The following is a 24,163-nucleotide window of genomic DNA, read 5'->3' on the forward strand; positions in this document are numbered from 1 at the left end:
CCTTCCTTAAAATTTTATTACAAAGACGTTTTTTTTCAATTTTTACCGCTTACACCTCATTACACTATACGTATCACTAAACATGAGGATTCAGAAATGAAAAGAGCAGACTACTTCAATCAGGCACCTGAGCTTATTCAGCACTTATTGGGACAAGAGGAATTATTAAAACAGCAGGCACATACAACTTTTGGAGTCACAATCTGGGAGCTCGTTAAACTTAGAGCATCACAAATCAATCAATGCGCTTTTTGTATTGCAATGCACACTAAACAGGCACTAGAGTATGGTGAAACCACTAATCGAATTATTGGATTAAGTGCATGGCAAGACATGCCGTTATACACCAATAAAGAAAAACTGGCATTAGCGCTTTGTGAAAAGCTGACAAACGCACAAATGATTGACGACGCTTTTTATCAAACACTCAATGTAGAATTTGATGATAAAGAATTGACTACGTTAACTATCGCTATTAATGCCATCAACAGCTGGAATCGGATCGTGAAAATGTTTAAGCCGAATGTAGAGTTCAATGAGCACAGATCTAACGCTTGAATTAATAAACCCAACAGGTGAAATCGCTAACTATGTGCAAGCTATCTGGTTTGCACAATCACACAAGTGCGGAGAAACTTGGCTTCCAAGCGACGGGGCAACTGGATTTATCTTCCCTCTTCGTGGGCTCGTTAGTTTCAACGACAATCAGCTCACAGCCCCCTTTTATCTGCAACCAATTGCCATTCAGTCTAGCAAAGTCAGCTATTCTGAACAGGCATGTTTTTTCGGGATCCGCTTTAAACCCGCGGGACTGGCATTTCTGAAAACGCTGCAACATCCTATAGCAAATCCCAAAAATATATTGCCCTTGTTGAACACGCTACAAAAAAGTAGTGCCAACCTGACAGCATTACTTAAACTCCTAGAACCAATATTGAATATGCCAATTCCTCGACACAATTCTATCCTACATACCCAAACACTCCTTGAGCATATTGTTTCAATGACTCCTTTAGAGCAAGCATATGCTCAAACTCCGATCGGAAAACGGCAATTAGAGAGACAAGTTAAAATACATTGTGGGATTACCCCTAAACATTTAGCTCGCATTTATAGAGTTCGATTGGCTAAACAAAAACTGAGAGAAACACCTGACATTAACATCGCTCAACTCGCGCTAGATTGCGGCTACGCTGATCAATCTCATCTTATTCGCGAATTTAAAACTATCTTTCAGATCACACCGGCAAAATACACAAAGCGACTAAAAGCTGCAGACACAACGTTACCTACAGCTCGGTAAATTTTTCAACGACCAAGAATATAAAAGCAAGGTGAATTCATTGCTACTTATTCGCGCAACGTGCTACCAAGGTTTCGCTTAAAAATTGATTTACCTCGGTTTGCACTTTTTTGTTAAAGCTATAGTGACCCGAGTTAAGTGCGATATGTTTAAATGGATGAGAAAAACTAGCTTCGCGTAAATCAGCTTCAATATATCCGGCCATTTTGTACGATGGCCAAATTTCATCGTGTTTGGCAGAGACCAGTAGCACTGGCCCATTGGTGTTTTCAACCGGGATGCGAGCGGCTGCAATTGCTTCAGGCGTTGCCTCTGCCAATGCAGCCTCAAAGGCAGGTGTAAACTCTCCCGTTACGTTCCCCTTTTGCATTTTCCATGACAACAGGGGTGCATCAATGTAGTCCAGAGCATTGCCGCTAAGCATCCAACTCGAGCGAGAAGACAAGGTCTTAACAGCATTCCAGCTTACGTGACTAGGCATGACGGACACTACATGGTTTATCTCATCAAAGTGCGCACCGAGTAATAACGCAAGCTCCGCTCCTTTAGAAAAACCATACACCGCCACGCAATTTGGGTTTATCTTTGGGTCTGCACTCAATGCTTTTATCCGTTTGGCTATATCATCCAAAGATAATTCAGCTGCACTGCTCGATGTATTTTCAGTGCCATAATAACCAAGTGCAGCTACTGAGACACCAATATCATTAAATCCATCTAAAAATGGTTTCCACTGAGGATTAGCGAGTGTATTCCCCCCTTCGCTGCCACCTAACACCACAACCAATGGATGAGTCTGACCATCATCGATAAACTGACGTTTAACATCTGGTATAGTCGTGTTTGAGCAGGCCGCAAGAAGCCCTACCAAAGAAAATGGCATTATAGTTTTCATCATTTTATTACCTTTTTTGAGTTAGCTGAGCCCTATGTTGCTCAGTTGTTGTTTGAGTAGTTTTGCACCGCCCCGGCTGGTCACAACTTGTAAATTGCTATCTCGCAACTTGACAAGGTAACCCCCTGTAACCCAGCGTTCAAACGCCGTTATCGCGCTTTGGTTTACAATGGCATTACGGTGAACTCTTAAGAAATGTGTTGGCAATTGCTGTTGGATCTCCTCAAGGGAGCCATCAATGGGATATTGCTGTCCATTACTAAACGCAATGGCTTGACCGTATTCTAGCTTGATAAGTTCGATACTGCTGACATCAATTAGTGAGGTTTTCCCCGCCACCTTACTCGTTAAAGTAGCGGCGAATCCTGTCGCGATAACACGATTGACTCTTGATAGCGCCAACGCTAAGCGTTCAGTACTATACGGTTTGAGCAAATAATCAACCGCGCCGAGCGTAAAGGCCTCAACCGCAAACTCACTGTAGGCCGTGGTAAAAATTATCGCACCTGAAAACCCCGTCGCTTGAAGTTTCTCGACCAAAGTAACACCATTGCATTCTGGCAAGTTAATATCGACAAAGACAATATCTATCGCAAGTTCTCGATATGTATCAAGAAATACTAATGGCGTGTTACAAGTCAGTACCAAGTTGTGCTTGGTGATCTGGCTAAGTTGTTCAGTTAATTTATCAATGGCCGGTTGCTCATCTTCCACAATGGCAATGTTCAACATTCCTTTGCTCCTCGTGTGAGTGAAAAGCTGACAACAGCACCACCTGTGTGCATGTCGTTACCAAGCCTAAGTTCAGCATTTTCTTCTAACTTTAACCGTGAGCGCGTGATCGAAAGACCGAGTCCCGCATCTGACGAACTCAATATGTCCTGCTCCTTAAAGCCCACCCCGTTGTCACTGATTTTAAACACTAACTGGTTCGCTAACTTTTTGATTAATACATCAATGTGAAGCGGCCTACTGTTGCCATGTTTTACTGCATTTTCCAGAAGTGGCTGTAAAATCATTGGCGGTATTACTTCGCTCAATAATGCATCGTCGATATCAAAGTCGATGATAAGCGCATCCCCAAACCGGCTTTGCTCTATCTCGCACCATTGATTTAGTGCAATTAGCTCATCGGCAACGGATACTTTGCTCGGTATTTTTCCGCTTGTCACAGAATGCGTTAATGAATATCTTAATACCGCAGCGAGATTATGAACCAAAGACCGTGCTGCTTCTGGTTGATTTGGTACAAAGGCTGCAATTGTGTTGAGGCTATTGAACATAAAGTGCGGGTTTAACTGACTGTGTAATAACTTAATTTCGGCAAGTTGGCGAAGCTGTTTTTCTTGTTTTAGCAACTTTTGGGAAAGGTAGAACTTAATCACCACAAAAATACCGCTAGACCAAGGCAGTGCGATGGTTAGCGCCTCAAACAGTGAAAATGCATGGGTATTTAACATTCCACTTCTGAGTACACCCCAACATAAACAGCCCATTACCATCAGTCCGTAAAAGCCGATATATTGCAGCGGCCAATTGCCTATCTTGAAACGGATGATGAGTACGTAACTTATCACCATAGGTAACCAGTAGAGGAACACAACCGCCAAAAGAGAAGAAAGCGCGATATTTGCCGACAAAAACATGCCCCGCTGCACCCAATCGGTAAGACTGATAGCAAAACTTATTGCGGCAACGATGGCTAAAATTGCGAATTGTTCATTTCGCTGCAATGTGAGATTGACCATAATCAATACAAATAGTGACTGAATACGTTCATGGTACGCATTTAGCGTCGAAAAGCACTCTGAATATTGCTGAATGGTCGCTTTTCAATGCTAAATGGTTATCTGTATTAGTCCACACTTTTACATCCAAGTTAAAGTGCTAAAAAATAGATTAACTTGCTTTAAATCTTAAACACTTGAGGCTGCTTTGCTCATCAATGTCTTTAAATTCAGGTGGGTTTTGTAAACGTTCAACAAATGTGAGCGTTGGTGCCTCTCTGGTCATTTCATCAATCAGAAATTGGCTTGAAACATCGGGAGAATTCACACACGCCAACACTTGGGCATTTGGCGTAAGTAACTCAGGAAGCTTTCTTAAAATACGTTGATAGTCTTTGGTCAATGCAAAGCTGCCTTTTTGAAAGCTTGGCGGATCAATTACGATAAGGTCGTACGGCCCATATTTACGCACTTTTCCCCAAGATTTAAACAAATCATGGCCTAAAAAAGACACCTTGCTGAGGTCGTGTTCATTGAGTTGGTGGTTGACTCGGCCTTGCTTGAGCGCCGCTTTTGCCATATCCAGATTCACAACATGGGCAGCTCCGCCCGCAATTGCCGCAACAGAAAACCCACAAGTATAAGAAAACAGATTAAGTACCCGAGCCCCCGCAGACTGAGCTTTAACGAACTCACGACCCAAACGCATATCTAAAAACAGTCCCATGTTCTGCTTTACGCCAAGCTTTAGGCCATATTTAAGTCCATTTTCTTCAACGATGGGCATAGCAGTTAATTCACCATACAAAACCTCAAGATCTGAGTCAGGCAAATAACGATGTTGCAGCAAAATAGCAGAGAGTTTTCCGTTAAATGCTTCGGTCTCCACAAGTGATAATAATGCCTGATTTAACGACGCTATCAAGTCAACGTCGTGCTCCTTGAATAAAGAGACTAAGAGCTGACCTTGTAACCAATCTACTGTGATTTGTTCAAGCCCTTCATAGCAACGACCACGTCCATGAAATAGACGCCTTAGCTCGTTTGGTACGGCTTGGGTTTGCAGATGATTAAGGAGGGTCGATACAGGGTTTATTGCTGTCATATCAGTGTCTGGTTATGCGTAAAGTTCGGCATTTTACTTGTTACTTCACAGCAAAAGCAAATGGTTAAGGCCTGCTTATCTTTCACGTTTATTTTTAGCAACAAAGGAAACCGGTTCTATGGACGCCACAACATCGTTGTTGCCCCGCTAAAACCGATTAACCAATTGAGATAAGAAAAATCTTCGTGATGGGAGGCAACAAAGCCCATTCTCATATAAAGCTTTTTTGCTTGGGGGTTAGAATCAATTACATCAAGTCGTAAAGCGTGAAACCCGCTTTGTTTGGTATAGCGCTGCAGTGCCACTAGAAGCGCAGTGCCAACACCTTGTCCTCTGACCGATTCTGCAACAGCGATGCCGTCCATCACCACTTCGTTGGGCGCAGGCTTTCGCTCAAATAGGGTAAACACCGCTGCGGCTTTAACCCCACCTAGTAAGCCTAATTCATCAATGAGTCCAGTAAAGCCCATATTTGATGTAAAACCGCTTTTGCCATATTGAAAGCCCGCAACCCCCACTAACTTGCCGTCTGCAAAGGCAGCAAAGGAGTATTCTGAGATGAAGCTCTTCGCGATAATAGTGATCAGCTTATTGCGATCCGGCACTGCGGCTTTGAATTTGCTACCAAACGCGTCAACATAAAGCTCAGCAGCCGCTTGCGCATGCTCAATGTCCCATCCTTGTGTTATTTCTATTTCCATACCTTACCTCAAGCTAACGTGTCGACTTCAATATTAGGTCAAAATTAGCTTAGGTATGAAGTTCGAATTTGTAAAAAATTCGAGTCGATTATGTGTGTAACTTAATTGTTAGTTTGCGCCATACTCGTTCAACGGGACCCACCTTAAAGAATCGCCCGTAAATCACATTTAACAGCAGCTGCACTGCCATAATCACAAGCCATAAGAGCAAGAGCTCACTGCGACTTAGCGTATTATGTAATCCAAAGCCATAAAATATGACCACCAATAACAGTGACTGTCCAATGTAATTACTCAGCGCAAATCGACCCACTTGATTTATCGCCTCAAGGGGTTTGAAGCGATGCAACCAACGGTTATATAGCAAAGATAACAAAACCAAGTAAACAATCGCTTGCAGCTCCCGGTTAAGTACGATGACCATTTGTTTAGCGTAAGACAACACTGGGATATGTGAACTTTGTAGCCAATGAAAATAGCGAGCTTGAGTGGCATAACATGACACCGCAATCAAGCAAAGCAGTGCCACAACCGCAAATGGGCTAAGTTTAGTCTTTGAAAACAATCCCCATTGAAACAGCTGCGAGCCTATCAGCATCATCATTAATGTGGACCAAAAAATACTTGAATAAAACAGCTTACCTGTGTGGACCTGCGGGCTGTCAAAGTTTTCCTGCCAATACTCAGTTAAGCTTGGCGTTTCTTCCAAAGTACGATGGGTGGGTGTTCGTGGTTCGGTTTTATTCTTCCACCGATTAATCGCTTTTTGCTGGTCTCGTGTGCGAGACGCTTCGTCCACATTGAGTGCTGCTTGGTAAGCATCGTATTGGGCGATAGTGCGCTCTGCTCTGCCAAAACCTGCAACTAATATAAACGCCAAACAAATTACTATGCTGCCTTTGATGGCCCGGGTGCCAAGTAATATGATGGTGGTGGCAATCATTCCTATCACAGCATAGTGATAGAGAATGTCGCCACTCCAAATACAATAAGCATGAACAAGGCCGAGTATAAATAAAGCCACTAGCCTTGCCGCACTTAATTTAATAGCAAATTCAAATGGCTGTTTTTGAAGAATAATGGTGAGACCTGCGCCAAATAATATCGCTAACAATCCGTAAAACTTGCCCTGAGCAAACACGTAAACCCAGTACCTTACCTCACTGTCTATATCTGTCATAAAGCCATATTGGTAACTGCCCCATGGATTGGGATAGGCAAAGCTTTCGATGTTGATAAGCAAAATACACAGAATTGCTACCCCGCGAATAAAGTCGAGGCTGTTAATACGATTTTTTTCAGCACTAGTCATCAGAGCTACCCATGCCGCCCGACTGTCCATCATGGTGAGCAAGCTTTGTGTTTTCGCTATCGAGCAGTATGGTAATTTGTGCAACCTGCACGCTAAATTCATCAAATTGCGTGTCACTTAGCTTAGTGTTTTTTGGTTGTTTTAGGGTGAGTGGATTGATGGCTTTTCCGTCTTTATGCACTTCATAATGTAAGTGACGCGCCTGCGACAGGCCGGTATTACCAAGGTAGCCAATCACATCGCCTTGCTTTACTCTCGTCCCATCTTTGAGGCCGTTCGCAAAGCCATTTAAGTGAGCATAAAGTGTTTGATAGCCTTTGCCGTGATCTAACACTACGCGATTACCAAAGCTGCCGCCCCACCCAGCTTTGAGTACTTTTCCAGAACCCGCAGCCATAATAGGCGTACCAACAGGCGCACCAAAATCGATCCCTTTGTGCATTCGGGTATAGCCCAATACTGGGTGATGACGTTTACCGAAGTTTGACGATAATCGAGCACCGTTAAGCGGCGTTTTCATTAAAAAACTTTGTGCGAGGGTACCATCTGAGTGGTAAAAAGCGGTCGTTCCGCCATTATCAGTAAACCGGTATAAGCGGTATTTTTCTTTTCCTGAAAGTAGCGCAACATGTTGTAATTCTAAAGGTTTGGAGATTTGCTTGAGTATATCTTCGGCTGCCACAAGCTGCTGTTCTTGAAATACAAAATCAATTTGATCGCCGGCATATACTTCTCTTTGAAAATCGACAAGGTGAGATAAGGCCACGATACTTTGATTGATAATGTCATTGGGTACCCCGATTTTGCTGGCGTCCACAAAAAAACTAGAATCTATGCTTGTCGATAAACGCTTTGTTTGCGTGACGGTTTCAAGCTCACTTAGCGATGCATGCCAGTGTTCATCTACTCTTTTAATCTCAATAACCTGTGCAAATGCATATTCAAAGCGGATCTGCTGTACTTGTCCGTCGACAAGCTCTGCTTCTATTAACTGTCCAGCCTTGAGTTTAGTCAGTGATGTCCACGTACTCACGGCTTGTTCCACCAGCCAACTATCGCGGTCACTGAACGCAAACTCACTTAAAAGATTCGCTAAACTCTCACCCGATTTAAGTTCAAGTAAACGAACATCTTGAACTGGCTTTAGCTCCTGGGTGATTTGGGCCGCGACTGAGTCTTCAGCGGATCCATTATGTACAACAGCTTGGCCTTGTTCTGCTTGCGCCGACACAAGGGTGTTCTCTTGCGCTTTATTAACCGAATGTATCTGCTCGGGTTGTTTCGAGCAGCCAAAAGTTGCCATCATTGCAATGGCGATAGAAAGCTTTTTAATCATGTTAATTTTCCAATAAGGTCAGCGGATCAATGCGCGTGTTGTTATGCAGAGCTTCTAGATGTAGATGTGGACCAGTGACTCGACCGGTTTCACCTATGGTACCGATCACTTCTCCTTGCGATACTTGCTCACCCACTTCAACATCAATGCTATCAAGGTGTGCGTAGAGACTTTGATAACCATTGTCATGATGGATCAACACCACTTTACCGTAATTCTCAGGCAAGGTTTTATCATCAGCAATCGTGACCGTACCGCTGGCAACCGCCATCGCAGGTTCACCAGCGCCGCCAGCTAAATCCAGTCCTTGATGTGCTTTATTGTGACGAAAGTTCGATATATGCCCAAACCTTGATGTTATTTCAGGTGTGACGACTGGGTATGTCCATGTTTTACTGACCATCGCCGTTCCCATTGTCCATTGAATATTGCCATAGGCTAAACCTGAACTAAGCAACACAAAAAACCCTATCAACACAAGGTTACTTGGCTTCTTTTTAGATTTAAGAATAACGCTAAAACGCTTTTTATAATCATCTAAAGTCAAAGAGTTAGATGCAAAATTTGCTGTCATATTCATCGTTTTCGGCGGAGCAGCAGCCCGTTTTAAAGAGTTCATTAATGCTTTGCTATAAGCCAAAGGCTCAAGGCCGTGCTTCGCTATCGTCACCTCATCACAGCGATATTCCATCGCTCGAATAAAGCCCTGTTCCATTTTTGCAATAAACGGATTAAACCAAGCAAGCGTCGCGAGTATTCGCCAAATTACGACGGCAATGTGATCGCCTTTATCTATGTGGGTTAACTCATGCAGAATAAGTGCTTGCTGCTCTGCCTCTGGTAGCGTGTCAAATTCCACCGGCAAATACACTTTAGGTTGCCACAGTCCGAACACAAAAGGAGAGCAAGTAATTGGCAATTGATAGCAACTCCGTGCACCGAGCTTTATTTTTGAGGCGGTGCTACAGAGGCGTTTTACTCGCCAATACTGTCGCCCAAGTACCAAAAGATGAGCGATTAGCCCAACGCAATAGACCAGAAATACAGCCATAAGCGTCAGGTTTAGCCAGTCAGACGCAACTTGAGTGCGCTTCGTCATTGCCAGCAGCGGCTCTGCAAATTGTTGTAAATTGGCATTAAACAATACGGCTGGAATCGCGTTGTGTTGCCCCATGTGTTCAAGTGGGATCCAAGGCACAAAAGTCACTGCCAGCACGCCCCACCAAAGTCCTTTATTCCGTACATACCGAGCGGAAAATTTCACTCCAAGCGCGTACGTTAAGCCACTAAGCGCCACCCACAGCAAGACCGAAAGTAATATTAGTTCCATACCCTACTCTTTATCACCTTGCGTCTTAGCTAACTCATCTAACATGGCTTCCAATTCATCTAATTCATCCGCTGCAATTAACTTACTATCTGAAAACATAGCGACTGGAAGTGGTTCATCCAACTCCATGATTTGCTTTGCAAACTCTTGAGCATAAAGTGCGAGAGTCGGTACTTTAGCAAGCACAGCTGAGTATATTTTTTTGTTGCCTTGCATTTGCTCGGTGAGATAACCCTTTTCACACATTCTCTCAAGGGTTTTTCGAGTTGATGAGTAGCTCCAGCTGAGCTTTGATCCTATTTCTGTATGAATTTCTTTGCCCGTTCTTGGCTGTTCACGCCAAAGGATCTTTAAAACGATTAGTTCGGTTGAGTTTGGTTTCATTGTTTTTCTCACAACTGCGACATATGTCACACATTAACAAACAAAAAAGTGCGACACAAGTCGCATATTGTGCTTTTTTAATTTTCACCACGAAAAATGGCGACATTATCAACAGCACTTATACTTCAAGTTGATATGCAAAAAATGAGTTATCTGTAGTGCTAGAGCTAATTAATATTCGCCATAAACTATGGCTGCTAATTGTATTTCCCGTCATCGCGCTTGCCTTACTGCTTGGATATGCTTTTAACCGTTACGCTCACCTTGAGTCAGAAGTAGAATCTCTATACGCCGATCGTGTTGTGCCGCTTATTCAAATAAAAAAAGTATCAGATCACGGTGCGATTCAAATTGTCGACATACTTCATAAGTATCGTGCAGGACTGGTCTCCAAAGACGAGGTGCTGATGCAAATAGCAGATGCTACTCGGGTCATGAACAACGTGTGGCAAAGCTATCTAAACACTTATTTGGTGACGGCGGAGCAAGTCAAGGTCGAACTCATTGAGTTCCAAATGCAGGCCGTATTTACGCATATTGCCACAATCCAAAGCGCGATAGATCAAGGGACATTTTTAGCTATTCCGCAAAATAAGTTTATTACCGCACTCTATGAAAAGTTCGATCCGTTAACTGCATCATTACAAGCACTCACCAAGGTACAAAATGATGTCGCACTCGGTATTGTGGAGCAAACCGAGCAACAATTTAGCCAACTAAAGTTGTTGCTCATTACTTTTTCTGTGATTGTATTAGTGAGCTTAATTGCCGTTGGCTTCGCCTTATACCGCTCTATTCAACATCCAATCGATCATATTCGCTCGCAAATTAACCACATTATTGAGAGCTCGAGTCTCGAAAAACGTATCGACATTGATAATCACAATGAATTGACTGATGTTAGCCTTGCCATCAACCAGCTCCTTAGCCACATCCATGTGATCCACCAGCAACTGGTAGAGGCGGAAAAATTATCGAGCCTAGGTAGTTTAGTTTCAGGATTGGCTCACGAGGTAAATACCCCACTTGGCGTCTCAATTACCGCGGTGTCGTCCTGCCAAGAACAAGTGGATGTGATGGAAACAGGCATGAAAGCGCAGCGTTTATCGCACGCTGAGTTTTTAGAAATTATGGCAGCATTGGATTCTGGGTTGTCTATCGCAGAGCGAAATCTCGGCAAAACGGCAAAGCTAGTACAAGAGTTCAAGAATATCTCTGCAGAGCAAGAAACTGACGTCGAGCAACTTGTCGACCTAGAAGCCGTTATTCGCGATTATTGCGAACAAACGGCACGTTTCCAGTTAAAGATGCGCGTTGAATTTAGCGCAACAGGAAAACTGGAACAACTGGTCAAAATCAACGTTAATGCGCTACAGCAAACCTTATTACAACTGCTTGAGAATGCCCGAATTCACGGTTATAGCGATGATATTAATACCCAGCCCTTTGCTGCTGTTCGTTTAGAGATCACTGACAATAAAATATTTATTCGAGTCAAAGACGAAGGCATCGGTATGAGTAATGAGGTCCTAAACCGGATCTTCGAGCCCTTTTACACCACAGCTCGCCAACATGGTCATGCCGGGCTTGGACTTTCCGTCACCTATAATCTCGTCAAAAAACATTTAGAAGGTGACTTAAAAGTCAATTCCAAAGCCGGAAATGGCACCACTTTTACCATCTTGTTGGCGAACAAAACGTTGGCACAAACCGCCTAACCAACTTGTGCCCTAATAGCATACTTAACGAGTGACAAAACCTCCGTTAACAAACAAAGTTTGCCCAGTCGTCCAGCGTGATTGCTCCGACGCAAGATAAAGCACCGCAGGGGTAATATCGTCTACTTGCCCTAGTCGGTTCATTACACTTGCAGACTGCAAATAATTAATGGTTTGCTCGTTTTCTTCGCCACGGAAAAAGTCTGTGTCAATTGGACCTGGTGCAATAGTATTGACGGTCACTCCTCGATGTCCGATTTCCTTTGCCAGCGCACGAGTGAAATGCTCAAGTGGTGCTTTTGAGCCAGCATAGAGTGCATAATTTCCAGTAAATGCTGCCAGCAGCGAAGTGCCCATATTAATGATCCGACCATTATCACGAATATGTTTAGCGGCTTCTTGCATCACAAAAAATGCCCCTTTACAGTTGATCCCAAATAGCCTGTCAAAATCTTCCTCGCTATATTCAACAAACGGTTTTTTGCTGATAGTGCCGGCATTATTGATAACGATATCTACGCCGCCAAACTCACTAATAATATGCTCAAATATATTCATTACTTGCGCTTTATTGCTGACATCTCCGTGTACTAGCGTCGTCCTAACACCCAGCGCTTCAACTTCCTTCTGGGTTTCAAATGCTTGTAGTTTAGAATGGGCACTATGATAGTGAATAACAAGATTAGCGCCTTGCTTTGCCAGCGCAATAGCAAAATCCTTCCCCATATTTTTGGCTGACCCAGTGATAAACGCAACCTTACCTGTTAATTGCTTAGACATACCTATTTCTCCTACTTGAAATATTCAATCGACTTTTAGTGTAGCTAGGTGAAAGGGATACAGGTATAGTGATTTTAGTCATTTACTAATTGCATTTTTTACATCCGCTATGAAATCGATTACTGAAGAAGATTTATTTGTTCTTACCGTTGAATCTGGCAGCCTCAAATCTGCGGCTGAGGTGATAGGTACCGATCCGTCCTCGGTAAGCCGAAAGCTCGCAAACTTAGAAAGTCGATTAGGAGTAAAACTTTTACAGCGCTCCACTAAACAAACAGCCGCAACTGAGGTTGGGCTTGAGTACTATAAAGGCGTAAAGCAATTACTTGATGAAAAAAGGGAATTAGAAGAGTCGATTTCAGGCACCTCAGCACTGCCTTCTGGAACATTGAGGGTTGCAGCCCCACACGACTTCGCCGAGCGCTTCATTGCACCTGTGGTACAAACCATGATAACCACCTATCCAGAGCTCAATATCGAGTTACTGCTCGGCAGTCATTTTGAAGATCTCAAGGCTAAACAAATCGATATTGCAATTAGGATTGGCAAACTGGATGACTCCTCCTTGATCTGCCGACAACTAGGTCATGTACCACGGGTCTTGGTGGCCTCTAAATCGTATATTGAACGCATGGGGCAACCACAACGCTTTAGCGATTTAAGCAAACTGGACTTTATCTTTTACAATAAACCTAAACTTGATAATCAGCTCATTCTCGGTAAAGGCCTGCACCGTGAAGCCGTCGCGGTAAGTGGTAAACTCATCGCCAACAGTGTTGCAGTGCTAAAAAATTGGGTAAATGCTGGCCTTGGTGTGCATTACGGGCCGCTATGGGCATTTAAAGATGAATTAGCTATAGGCAGTTGTGTACAGCTACTACCTGAACTACACGATGAAAGCTATCCTATTCACGCGCTGTACTTGTCGAAGCAATATACTCCCGCAAAGGTACGGGAGTTTGTTGAGCTATTGACTTCAACCTATCAGCAATACCGCTTCGATTGAATCAAACTAGCCAATTTCAAACGAAGTTACACCGAACACTCGCGTTAATGGCAAATCGGGGCGTTCAGCGGTGTACATTCTTGCGGTTTCAAAAGAAAGCGACATCTTGTACTTTTGTGCAAGCGTAACAGCAGCGGCATTTACTTCTGGCACATCCAAGTAAATGGCCTCAGTTGCTGATACCTTGGACCTAAGCGCTAAGAAGAGTGTTTCTGCAAGTTCTACGTTATCAGCGTAAAGAGGGCCTATTTTATAGCCGACGTGACAAGGACGGATCACACCTATGGCTACAAGTGTGTCATCCTGTTTAATGCCTAAAGCGTGGCAGTTTGGCTGGTTAATCCAAGCGTCAACAAAGGCTACTCTTTTTGCTGGGAAAAACGCACTGTCGTAAGCAATGACCTCTTCTATCGGTAATCTTTCAAGTGCCACTAAGTTTGTGCAATCAGGCGTTTCGCCGCCACCCACTCCTTCGTAGCGAATATTACGATAGGCGAGCTTAAAACCCGATTTTTTGTAATTCTCTTGCTGCGCGACCACTCCATCCAGTGCGACGTTACAACCAGCTAAATATTGAAGTCCAGCCTGCCAAATCTGCATCCCATAACCCTTACCTCGATATTCTGGTTTAACAATATAAAAGCCTAAAAAACCAAATGAATCATCGTACTTAACCACCGAAATCGAAGCGATAGGTTCATCGCCTAGATAGCCAATTAAAAAGCCATTTGGATCGGCTTGATAGTAGCACTTAGCATCGCTAAGCCCAGGGTTCCACCCTTCTTGCAGAGCCCACTTTGCTGCAATTTCTAATTCAGTTAAATCCATTACTTTTATTTTAAATGTTCTATTTTCCATGGCGTATCTACTTTTCTCACCTGATGTAGTTTGTATTATAGCGGACAATCCAGCACTGCAATGGCCCTATCATAAGCATGATAAGCTACAAATTTGGAGAAAATATAAAGGACAGGCACGCTGCCGCCCGAACAATTATTATCACGGATTGATTTTCCACACACATCGCTATATGGTGTGCACCAAATATAAGCCTAACGTATTAATTACCAAAAAAATAAACCATAAAAAGGAGTTATTTTATGGCCCTCTACATTAAAGATTCGGCGCTCACATGCTCTGCGACAAAAGTGTTACAAGCGACTGATTTTTACAAGCCATTCCCGAGCAGCCAAGATGTCGCGTTTAATGACAATCAGTTATTACCAATAGGACTACTTGCCTATTCAAAGTTAGACGTAAACAGCGATGACAATGTACTTATCGCATTACCGATTTCTATGGAGATTTTTGATGGCGACCTTCCTTATATCTCGTACTCACTGACAGACAATGGGTGGCAAGTTGACGCTCACAATGTTGACAACCTAAGTGAAGAGAAGGAGGATTTTGAAGACTATAGCGAATACTATCAGCAAGCAGCCAGCTTCTACGCCAAACATCAACGACTTAACTACTCTCTTGACGAAAATGATGAAAGTGATCCGCTATTTGAATTCGGTGGCCAACCCATACTCGGTTGCAATTGGGACGCCTACTTGTGGGATGAAGAAGGTGATGATGAAACGCGCTATTTTGACGCTATGGATGAGCAAAGCGGCGAGAATTACAGCCACTACTCCACTCGTGAAATTGGCTTTTTTGATGAAGAGCACGGTGTAGATTTTACTTACCTTGGTACCTTCTGCTTCTCTACTTATTTTGAAGGCGGTGGTGAAGGGATTGTTTTTTATAGCGCTAAACACAAGAGAGTATTGGTTATCGCCGAGTTTTCTTAAGTTCAATTAAATTCTCTCAAGGCACGATAACAGAAGTCACCGTGCCTTTTCAAACTATGTTGGGTCAGGTCAACAACAACCCTAAGCAAACTTTAAGTGAACCGATACACCCGTTTCGCCACTTTCAATCATCACCTCCACAGAAAACTTCTCACAAAGACGCTTTACTAGCGATAAGCCAATGCCAGTACCTAAACTATTAGGACCCCGCATGCCAGACTCAAAGGCTTGCTCGTTTGCCGTAAAGATCTCTGGTAACCCTTGACCATTATCCGCAATCGTTAGTGTATTATCTCTGTAACGAATATGAATTTGCTCACCTTGGCTATGATGTACAGCGTTCTGTAACAGGTTTTGTACTACCAATCTTAGCTCCTGCGCGGCCATAGGAACAAATACATTGCCGGGTAAGTCAATACTTAGGACTTTATGCTCAAACAGCACTTGGTTATTAATAATGCAAGCTTCAATCACGGATTGTAAATTAGTCTGCTCCGGTGTATCGGCTTTTTCCCGGGCAAGGGCAAGTAGCGCCTCTAGTGTTAGCTGCATCTGCTGGTCAGACTCCGCTATCCTTGCCACCAGCTCTTGCTGTTTACTGTTTAACTCGGTGTGGTTGAGTAAACTAACCGCCCCTTGGGAAATGGTGACAGGTGTTCTCAATTCATGGGAAATATCTCTGGTAAATTGGCGTTCACGCTCAACGAATGCTCGAATACGAGCAAGGGCTGATTCAAGCGTTTGTGCAAATTTACCAATTTCATTTTGCGAAAACTGAGATGCAAAATTGGTCGGGAAGTTTTCAACGGGACTCGCCTCTACAATTACCATGAGCTCATCCAAAGGTTTAAGTAATTTTTTTGCCAGCTTTACCGTACCGAGCGCTAACAATAACGCAATGATTAATCCAATCGCCAATAAGGTCAGTGAAAAACCAAGCATCAAGCCTCGCAGTTCGCGCACCACAAGATGGCCGCTTACTTCAGCAAGCAATATGCCTTGTCCACGGTCATCCTTGTTTAGAAAGGCGATATGATAATGTTTACCCGCCTCAGCACTAAACTCTTTACGGTTTGGTTCCTCAGCGAGTAGCGTTCTTACCACCGCGGGTAAAGTGTCGGTTGTCGGATGAAACGTGACGAAGTCAAAATGCGGTTCTGGTGTCTCGTTATTGACGATTTGAAGCGCTATCTGCTTTCTTTCATCCTCTAAAATTTGATAAAAAAAACTGTCTTCTATAATGTAGCTGAAAAGCAAAGTGATCAGTGAAAATAATATACTGAGCAGTACTACAATAGAGACAAAGTAGGTGATGATGCGGTTTCTTAGTTGTTTTGTTTTCATTTTTCTCAGTTGCAATTTCAGCTATAAATCCAGCACTAAGCCAACGCTGTGAATGGTTTTAATAATGGCAGTTGGAAATGGCTTATCTACCGCTTTACGTAATTGGTAGATATGTGACCGTAAAGAGTCCGAGTCAGTGCCCTCCTCGCCCCAAATACGATCAACAAGCTCACTCTTTGATACCGCTCGAGGATAACTTTCCATCAAAATTTTAAGAATATTGAACAATATTGGTGGTAACACGAGTGCAGTCTCACCCCGCGTTACCGTTTGATTTTGGTAATTGAGCGTAACCTGTTTATCTGCGTTCCCCACGCTAAGTGTTCTTGCAGCAGGTGTGGGATTTAATCGGCAAGTTAATGCGCTGACTCGGGCTGCTAGCTCCTCTAGCGAAAAAGGTTTGGTGAGGTAATCATCCGCACCCTGCGCAAATCCTGCTAATTTATCGTCCAAAGTATCTCGAGCAGTTAACATGATGATGGGAATATGTCTGTCGGCTTGAAGCCTTAATCGCTGACAGACCTCAAGCCCTTCAATATCTGGCAGCATAATATCTAAAATAATACAGTCAAAATATTGCGTTAATGCAAGCTCACAACCCTGCTCTCCCGTATAAGCAAAGTCCAGATTATGTCCCTGCATATCGAAGTAATCGGCTATATTACTTGCAATCGCGGGGTTGTCTTCAATCACTAAAATATTGAGTTGTGAGCTTGCTTTCATTAATACCAGCCTTGTAGTTTTTTGTAGTAGCCTTCAGGCAAGAGATGCCCACCTTCAATGACTACATGATGTTTTTGCACACTCGCAATGGCTTCAAATAGTGCTTCATTTTCACGCTCGCTTGTGTATTCATCGTCATCAGCCGAGACCAACCACACCTTGGGAGAATCAACTGCCGTCGCAAAGTTTTTAATCGCCACTCGTGCCACAGCGTTAGTCAGGTAAGGCGGCACAATTGATAATACATTATCTACTCGTTTATCCAGCGCCGCTAGAATTAAACTGATTTGACCTCCCATGCTATATCCCGCAACACTGATTTGGTCTTGATCAAATTGCGGTTGAGTTGCAATCCAATCAAGCAGTACCCTGTGATCCTTTACCGAATCAATAATTAACTTTTCGTACGGTTCGCGCTTGCCCCACCAATCTAAATCATCCATTATTTTAAAAATACCATGTTCGAGATCTTTACGCTTACCATGATTTCTTGAATCAATGGCCACCACGGCATACCCGCTTGCTAGTGCCATTTTGGTAAGTTCATCGGTTTGCTCAAACGTATCATATCCTCTAAAACTCTCCTGCATCCAACGCACATAACTACGAGCCATCGCATGGACACCCACCATGATAGGCATTGGTTTACTAGCATCGTAATTAGTGGGGTAAATGATTTGGCCATTCACTTTATCACCGTCAAAACTAATGTATTCGAGTGAAAATTGATTGCCCTCGAGCGGCGATAGCTTTACCTCCACCGCCTTTTGCTCATAGCTATATATTTGCGTTAATTCCTCTGGCGTAACGCTGTATGGCTTTAATCCAAATACTGCATACCAAACAGCGGCAACGCCCGCGATAATTCCAGTCACTACTAACATTGCTTTTCTCCAGTTTTGCTTAACCATAAACTTTCTCTTTTAGTGCAATCAAACTCTCCGCCGTACCGTGCTTTTTAAGCGCTGCTTTTATTGTGGATTTTGCGCCAGATACATCATTTAGTTTGAGCTGTGCATTTACTAGCGCTTCGTACAACATGGGGTGATCGATATCTGCAAGGGTTAATTGCATCAACTCAATGGCCACGGCAAGTTGATGAGCAGTTTGCGCATGCTGCGCTTGATATAAACCAGAGATCCCGAGCAACATAGGATCAAATGATGACTTATCCGCTAAATAACGCGCCTTCGCTTTGCTACTATCTGAAAAGAACTCTTCTACCAACAAGATACTTTCATCGTCTTTGAATCGCGGTAACTCGCTTACCGTCAGACCTAGCGCCGCAACCATCGCTTTAGCAGTGTCTACCGTAGAAAAAGGGTTTTGCCCTGTGATCAATTGACCGTCAATACTGACCTGATTCAACATCAACCCGTCTTGCACAAACGATGCTCCACGTTCAATGAGTTTATCTTCAAGTAGGAATGGAAACTGTTTGGTCCACTTTTTACCAAACGCTGCTTCTTCTTCGTTGGTAAAGCCATTTACTCGCTTGCCAGCGATTAAGTACTCTCCATTTTCAAGCTTTACATCCACCAATGCAGCAGGACCATGACAAACCGCACCAATCACGCCGTTGTTAACGTAGATATCACGAATAATCGCCTGTAACGGCTTGGAGTCATGCAAGTCGAACATTGGGCCTTTGCCCCCAACCACAAATACAGCATCGTATTGCGAGGGCTCTAACTCTCTCAGTCTTTTAGTGTTTTTAAGCTGCACCATCGCTGTCGTATCGTTACTGTATGCTTGATTGTAGGGTTTGTTCTTATCGAACTTATCGGCAAGTGGTTCACCGCCCTTTGGCGAGGCTAACGTGACTTTTATGCCATTTTGTTTGAACACGGCATACGCTTTACTGAGCTCGTCAAATTCAAATCCAGGTTTGCTTAAAGAGCCATCAGCCCCCATTTCGCCATAACTACTGAGCACCATGAGCACATGAGGTGTATTTTTATCTTGCGCAACCACATTGATTGAAGTTGCTGATAAGGCAGCAACGAGAGATAAGGTTAATAGTGATTTGTTCATCATCCTGTCCTCGGGCCTGTTGACCCTTGTGTTGTTTTGTTACAGACACTTTATGCGGACAGGTGTGAAATGGATGTGAAGTCAATTCACATGATTTAAAAAGCGAAAAACAGTTAATTATGATGTTAAAGGCTTTGGAAATTTTGCTCTCACGTCATCTATTAAGCGCTTGCGTGAGCTACGTTCACGCTCATGAGGCGCAAATAATGCACTGGCCTCATCCAATAAATCGACCACTTGGTGAAGGTTGGTTAGTTCATCTGAACTCAAGTGTTCATCTCTTGCCAAATACTCATTGATGATAACGATGGCGGCTTCTTTATTTGCAATATCTTCAGGTAAACCCGTTTTAGTACAAAGTCCGTAAATACCGTCAAGGAAGTGTTGCCACTCACTTTCTAAGTGCGCGTCGATGTCTTGATCCAGCTTTGCACCTCTCGGATTAAAGCCTTGCGCTTTTAATCTATGCAGTTGGTTTTTATAACGTTTACTAAAGAGTGTAAAGGCTTGTGCTTCATCCGTTACTTGTGATACCGCACCAAGCCACACTAAAGCGCCTTGCGGATAAAATTCTAGGCAGCTTTCATCACTGTGCTCACCAAAGAAAGAATCACATTCAAGCTTTAATGCTAACTTATAGGCGGCTTTTGGCATCAAACGCTTTTCAATTAACATAGCCAATTCAAGATGGGATAACTGCGACTCGCGTAGCAAAGTCTCTTTGGTAATAAAATGCGTCTGCAGATAGGTAAGTAGCTCCATTAATTATTCCTTTGAATTAGTTAGCTTTATTTTTGCCGTGAGCGCAGTCGCGATGATAATCAAGCCAAGCAAGTTGATGTTTACGGCTATGGTTTCTAGGTTCAACTGAACCGTTAATAGCAGCCCTGATGAAAATTGGATTAGCGTATCATCGACGACTACGCCAACGGACATAAGCGCGCCGAGCACTGCTGCCCAACTTAAGGCCCTGAGTTGCATTTGATATAACTTATACGCGACCATCAAGCATAAAAAGCTTGCTGTAAAGTCGAGGATTAACGTCAATTCCGGATGGTTAAATACACCCAGTACTGACAATACCACCCCTGCAAAGCCGGCTGCAGCTACTAAGAAAGTCGTGATTTTTGAACTGATTATGTGATGAGAGAACATTGCTTTATTATTATTAGTTGGGTTAGCAGCAGTATAACCGCTAACCCTTTGCGTAAAAAATATTATCGTACCTTTTTCACCATTTCTTCAATATATTTGATGGCAATAAATGGATCTGTTTCATCAAACAGGTGAGATGCATATTTCATGGTAATGGGCGTAACATTATCACCAATTTCTTGCAGCTTTATTTGGGAGCCTTTTGAAGTTTGAGTATAAACATCAACATCAGCATAACTCATACCAGTAGAGCGGATAGTCACATAAGGGATCCCTCGCGACAGTATGGTAACTGGCATTTTCCGGTTGATTCTATACATCTCTGTATGGGCAGAAGCTTCTTCAAAATCTTCTAATGAATGAGTATCTCGCTCCCAGTTGATGATCCATTCCATTATCTTCCATGCTTCTTTAGACATCTTACTTTTCATATCGTGATACCAAGACTCATGAGCGATATCAATAAGTACCATCCCTTTCACTTTTTCAGGGTTTCGGTTGGCATAAGCCCTTGCAACAAACCCACCAAAAGAGTGAGGTACAAGTACCAAATTATCCATTTTAGTGGCTTGAGTGAATGCCTCAAGCTCTTGTGTAAGCTCCAACATAGTCCGTACTCGAGGCTTGGCAAAAGTGCTTTTTCCGGTGCCAGCTCTATCATAAAAACATAAGCGATAGCCTTTTGGATTTATGTTATGAATGGTGTTTTTGTAGGTTTCATGAGCATCAAGGCCCATACCAGCTAGTAAAAGTGCGGTAGTCTCGCCCTCTCCTTTGCAAGCATAGGCAAGTTTGTTGCCGTTTATTTCCACATATTGATAATCGTGTTCATGAACTGATTGGTTGGCGCTGGCCACTGAACTGTAAGCGACGAGTCCGAGTACTGCTGATGTTATTGTTTTCATTGTCCTTTCTCATTTTTAAGTTTTCCCAATAACATACTAAATTAGTTTACTCGATAAACGCAACGAAGTTTCAGAAACTTCTGAAACTTTATTGACTCAACGTATAAATGAAATAAGCTACATAACCCATAAACAAGATATCAACTTCTCGACGAATAAGCTTCACGTCAAAAATAAGCAAAGGCACACCGAGCAAAGCGATATAAATAATCTTGATTGCCAACGATGCAAATCTTGCGCTTTGATGGAATGTTAGCTTAAAAAACCACGAGAGTAGAATTTACTACTCCTTGTTTACACTCACTTAATTCACGTTATAGCGCAACTAAACTAAGGGAAAGATTTGTCACTCTTGACGAGCAAAATAACTCATTAGACTGAGACTTTCTATTTGTGTCTAATGCGCGAAAATTAATTAACCTGAACTCGGGATAAAAAGTTAGTTAATCAACTAAAATATCCATGCTCAAAAGCGTAATATCGCTCTGGCCAGATGTTATTTCTTAATACAAGGCAAATTTGTGCGTCAATAGCTGGCCTATTGCAAACAAATTTAACGCTGTAGTAGGGGGTAACAGCTGCCAGAGAATAAGTTGTTATGCTGAGTTCAGGTTAATTCTACCTATCACTCAGTGAGTAGCCGCCATTGATGGCGCACTGCAGGCTGAACTCTAACTTACGTTAAGGAACTTGAATGACCAAATTTACCTCTTCTGAGCAAGCACGTGAATGCTACAACGTGCGCCACTGGAGCCAAGGCTTCTTTGGTATTAATGATCAGGGAGAGGTTACTGCGATGCCGAACCAACAGCAGCCACAGCACGCCGTAACTCTGACAAACATTGCACAACAAATTAAATCTGAGGGTTATACCCTACCTGCGCTAGTGCGTTTTCCACAAATCCTTGAACAGCGCGTACATAATATTGTTGGTGCGTTTAATCAGGCGATTACTGATTACAGCTACCCAGAAGATTATTTATTGGTTTACCCAATTAAAGTAAACCAACAAAAAGAAGTCATTGAGGGGCTTATCGCAAGCCAAACGGCCAGCGATAAAAAACAGCTTGGCTTAGAAGCTGGCAGTAAAGCTGAGTTACTTACCGTATTGGCGCTCAGTGAGAAAACCAGCGCAGTGATCGTGTGTAATGGCTACAAAGACAGAGAATACGTCCGTCTTGCGCTTATCGGTGAAAAATTAGGCCATCAGGTTTATATCGTTTTAGAAAAGCGTTCTGAGCTCGACATCGTGATGGCAGAAGCCAAAGCACTCAACGTTAAACCACGTTTAGGCTTACGCGTACGTTTGGCATCACAAGGTAAAGGAAAATGGCAAGCAAGCGGCGGTGAAAAGTCCAAATTTGGTCTGTCTGCATCGCAAGTCCTTACGGTTGTTAACCAATTAAAGCAAGCTGACATGCTAGACGCGCTGCAACTGGTGCACTTTCACTTAGGCTCGCAAATGGCCAATATTCGTGATGTGCGCGTTGGTGTGGGTGAAGCAGCTAGATTCTACTGCGAATTACGCCGTTTAGGTGCAAACCTGTTGAATTTAGACGTAGGTGGCGGACTTGCAGTGGATTACGATGGAACGCGTAGCCAGTCGTCCAACTCGATGAACTACAGCTTAGCTGAATATGCAAACAACATCGTTTACACCGTAGGCGATACCTGTAAGCAATACAATCAGCCAATGCCAAAGATCATCTCTGAGTCGGGTCGTGCGTTAACGGCGCATCACGCGGTATTAATCACCGATGTGATTGGCACCGAAAGCTATCAAGTAGAAGAGATAACTGCACCGGTAAGTGACGCCCCAAGACTGCTACACAATATGTGGACGTCTTGGCAGGCGCTCAACGAGCAGAGCGACGACCGCGCGTTGATTGAAATTTTTCATGATACGCAGGGCGACTTGGCAGAAGTACACAGCCAATTTGCGATGGGCCTATTAAGCCTTGAGCAAAGAGCTTGGGCGGAGCAAGTAAACCTGCGCGTATGTTATGAGCTAAACAAGCGTATGGATAACAAAAACCGTTTCCATCGCCCAATTATTGACGAACTCAGTGCTAAGCTTGCGGATAAATTCTTTGTGAATTTCTCGCTATTTCAATCTTTGCCAGACGCTTGGGGTATTGAACAGGTATTCCCTGTCCTGCCACTCAGCGGGTTAACAGAGGCGCCAAAGCGCCGCGCGGTATTACTGGATATTACCTGTGATTCTGACGGTACGGTGGAGCATTATGTGGATGGCCAAGGTATTGAAGCCACCCTACCAGTACCAGAGTTTTGCAAAGATAAACCCTATTTATTGGGATTTTTCTTGGTGGGTGCATACCAAGAGATTTTAGGTGACATGCACAACCTATTTGGCGACACCCACACCGTTGTAGCCACATTAGATGACCAAGGCGAATTGGCGCTTGGTAATGTCGATGCGGGCGACACTGTTGCCGATATGATGCGTTATGTACACCTTGATGTTGAACAATTTAAGCGTAACTTTGCCAACCTAGTTGAAAGCAAACTACCGCTTGAAGAACGAGCTACTTGCCTGGCAGAGCTTGAAACCGGCCTTGACGGCTATACTTATTTGGAAGATTTTTAAC

General features: G+C 43.3%; 24 protein-coding genes. 6 read left to right on the plus strand and 18 right to left on the minus strand.

Features of this window, described 5'->3' with window-relative positions; translation table 11 throughout:
- Positions 1-96: 96 nt before the first annotated feature.
- On the plus strand, positions 97-558 hold the full coding sequence (locus tag DS891_RS04730; RefSeq protein WP_010604562.1) for a carboxymuconolactone decarboxylase family protein: 462 nt from the start codon (positions 97-99) through the stop codon (positions 556-558).
- The gene (locus tag DS891_RS04735; protein WP_174169002.1) at positions 536-1,303 is read left to right on the plus strand and encodes a helix-turn-helix domain-containing protein; all 768 of its coding nucleotides are present in this window, start codon (positions 536-538) and stop codon (positions 1,301-1,303) included. Before DS891_RS04730 ends, DS891_RS04735 begins: the two co-directional genes overlap by 23 nt.
- Positions 1,304-1,346: 43 nt before the next feature.
- Here DS891_RS04735 and DS891_RS04740 read toward each other — a convergent pair whose 3' ends face one another.
- The 9 genes from DS891_RS04740 to DS891_RS04780 form a co-directional block, all read right to left on the minus strand.
- Positions 1,347-2,201: an acyl-CoA thioester hydrolase/BAAT C-terminal domain-containing protein gene (locus DS891_RS04740; RefSeq protein WP_095727840.1), complete on the minus strand. Its 855-nt coding sequence runs from the start codon at positions 2,199-2,201 to the stop codon at positions 1,347-1,349.
- Positions 2,202-2,219: 18 nt separating this feature from the next.
- Entirely contained in the window at positions 2,220-2,930 is a 711-nt protein-coding gene (locus tag DS891_RS04745) for a LytTR family DNA-binding domain-containing protein (RefSeq protein WP_039495643.1), read from the minus strand.
- Positions 2,924-3,946, minus strand: coding sequence for a sensor histidine kinase (locus DS891_RS04750; protein WP_174169003.1), 1,023 nt, complete (start codon positions 3,944-3,946; stop codon positions 2,924-2,926). The genes DS891_RS04745 and DS891_RS04750 overlap by 7 nt, the downstream gene beginning before the upstream one ends.
- Positions 3,947-4,097: 151 nt before the next feature.
- Complete coding sequence (locus tag DS891_RS04755) at positions 4,098-5,030, minus strand: class I SAM-dependent methyltransferase (RefSeq protein ID WP_174169004.1); 933 nt, start codon at positions 5,028-5,030, stop codon at positions 4,098-4,100.
- 116 nt (positions 5,031-5,146) lie between these two features.
- A complete protein-coding gene (locus DS891_RS04760; protein WP_174169005.1) occupies positions 5,147-5,731 on the minus strand; it encodes a GNAT family N-acetyltransferase in 585 nt (194 codons plus the stop codon).
- Positions 5,732-5,819: 88 nt separating this feature from the next.
- Positions 5,820-7,043, minus strand: coding sequence for a DUF418 domain-containing protein (locus tag DS891_RS04765; RefSeq protein WP_174169006.1), 1,224 nt, complete (start codon positions 7,041-7,043; stop codon positions 5,820-5,822).
- Entirely contained in the window at positions 7,036-8,379 is a 1,344-nt protein-coding gene (locus tag DS891_RS04770) for a peptidoglycan DD-metalloendopeptidase family protein (RefSeq protein WP_174169007.1), read from the minus strand. The genes DS891_RS04765 and DS891_RS04770 overlap by 8 nt, the downstream gene beginning before the upstream one ends.
- A 1-nt stretch (position 8,380) precedes the next feature.
- A complete protein-coding gene (locus tag DS891_RS04775; protein WP_174169008.1) occupies positions 8,381-9,709 on the minus strand; it encodes a M23/M56 family metallopeptidase in 1,329 nt (442 codons plus the stop codon).
- A 3-nt stretch (positions 9,710-9,712) separates the two neighbouring features.
- Positions 9,713-10,093 (minus strand): BlaI/MecI/CopY family transcriptional regulator, encoded by a 381-nt coding sequence (locus DS891_RS04780; protein ID WP_010604552.1) that lies wholly within the window; start codon positions 10,091-10,093, stop codon positions 9,713-9,715.
- Between the two features lie 158 nt (positions 10,094-10,251).
- Here DS891_RS04780 and DS891_RS24775 point away from each other — a divergent pair, with 158 nt between their 5' ends.
- On the plus strand, positions 10,252-11,811 hold the full coding sequence (locus DS891_RS24775; RefSeq protein ID WP_174169009.1) for an ATP-binding protein: 1,560 nt from the start codon (positions 10,252-10,254) through the stop codon (positions 11,809-11,811).
- A gap of 24 nt (positions 11,812-11,835) precedes the next feature.
- Here DS891_RS24775 and DS891_RS04790 read toward each other — a convergent pair whose 3' ends face one another.
- Entirely contained in the window at positions 11,836-12,591 is a 756-nt protein-coding gene (locus DS891_RS04790) for an SDR family oxidoreductase (RefSeq protein ID WP_102056652.1), read from the minus strand.
- Positions 12,592-12,700: 109 nt separating this feature from the next.
- Here DS891_RS04790 and DS891_RS04795 point away from each other — a divergent pair, with 109 nt between their 5' ends.
- Entirely contained in the window at positions 12,701-13,597 is an 897-nt protein-coding gene (locus DS891_RS04795; protein ID WP_010604549.1) for a LysR family transcriptional regulator, read from the plus strand.
- Between the two features lie 6 nt (positions 13,598-13,603).
- Here the strand turns inward: DS891_RS04795 and DS891_RS04800 are convergent, their stop codons facing one another.
- Complete coding sequence (locus tag DS891_RS04800; protein WP_174169010.1) at positions 13,604-14,455, minus strand: GNAT family N-acetyltransferase; 852 nt, start codon at positions 14,453-14,455, stop codon at positions 13,604-13,606.
- Positions 14,456-14,697: 242 nt separating this feature from the next.
- Between DS891_RS04800 and DS891_RS04805 the strand changes: the two genes are divergently transcribed.
- Entirely contained in the window at positions 14,698-15,393 is a 696-nt protein-coding gene (locus DS891_RS04805) for a hypothetical protein (RefSeq protein WP_174169011.1), read from the plus strand.
- Positions 15,394-15,474: 81 nt separating this feature from the next.
- Here the strand turns inward: DS891_RS04805 and DS891_RS04810 are convergent, their stop codons facing one another.
- The 7 genes from DS891_RS04810 to DS891_RS04840 form a co-directional block, all read right to left on the minus strand.
- On the minus strand, positions 15,475-16,737 hold the full coding sequence (locus DS891_RS04810; RefSeq protein WP_174169012.1) for a sensor histidine kinase KdpD: 1,263 nt from the start codon (positions 16,735-16,737) through the stop codon (positions 15,475-15,477).
- A 21-nt stretch (positions 16,738-16,758) separates the two neighbouring features.
- Positions 16,759-17,460: a response regulator transcription factor gene (locus DS891_RS04815; RefSeq protein ID WP_174169013.1), complete on the minus strand. Its 702-nt coding sequence runs from the start codon at positions 17,458-17,460 to the stop codon at positions 16,759-16,761.
- Positions 17,460-18,371, minus strand: coding sequence for a dienelactone hydrolase family protein (locus DS891_RS04820; protein ID WP_130126188.1), 912 nt, complete (start codon positions 18,369-18,371; stop codon positions 17,460-17,462). The genes DS891_RS04815 and DS891_RS04820 overlap by 1 nt, the downstream gene beginning before the upstream one ends.
- Positions 18,364-19,494, minus strand: a complete 1,131-nt coding sequence (locus tag DS891_RS04825) for a type 1 glutamine amidotransferase domain-containing protein (protein WP_174169014.1) — start codon at positions 19,492-19,494, stop codon at positions 18,364-18,366. The genes DS891_RS04820 and DS891_RS04825 overlap by 8 nt, the downstream gene beginning before the upstream one ends.
- Positions 19,495-19,611: 117 nt before the next feature.
- Positions 19,612-20,256: a DUF6058 family natural product biosynthesis protein gene (locus tag DS891_RS04830; RefSeq protein ID WP_174169015.1), complete on the minus strand. Its 645-nt coding sequence runs from the start codon at positions 20,254-20,256 to the stop codon at positions 19,612-19,614.
- 3 nt (positions 20,257-20,259) lie between these two features.
- The gene (locus DS891_RS04835; RefSeq protein WP_174169016.1) at positions 20,260-20,649 is read right to left on the minus strand and encodes a hypothetical protein; all 390 of its coding nucleotides are present in this window, start codon (positions 20,647-20,649) and stop codon (positions 20,260-20,262) included.
- Positions 20,650-20,711: 62 nt separating this feature from the next.
- Positions 20,712-21,554, minus strand: a complete 843-nt coding sequence (locus DS891_RS04840; protein WP_174169017.1) for an alpha/beta fold hydrolase — start codon at positions 21,552-21,554, stop codon at positions 20,712-20,714.
- A gap of 694 nt (positions 21,555-22,248) precedes the next feature.
- Between DS891_RS04840 and speA the strand changes: the two genes are divergently transcribed.
- On the plus strand, positions 22,249-24,162 hold the full coding sequence (gene speA / locus DS891_RS04845) for a biosynthetic arginine decarboxylase (RefSeq protein ID WP_174169018.1): 1,914 nt from the start codon (positions 22,249-22,251) through the stop codon (positions 24,160-24,162).
- Position 24,163 lies beyond the last annotated feature (1 nt).

Source organism: Pseudoalteromonas sp. JC28 (assembly GCF_013319255.1).
Lineage (GTDB): Bacteria > Pseudomonadota > Gammaproteobacteria > Enterobacterales > Alteromonadaceae > Pseudoalteromonas.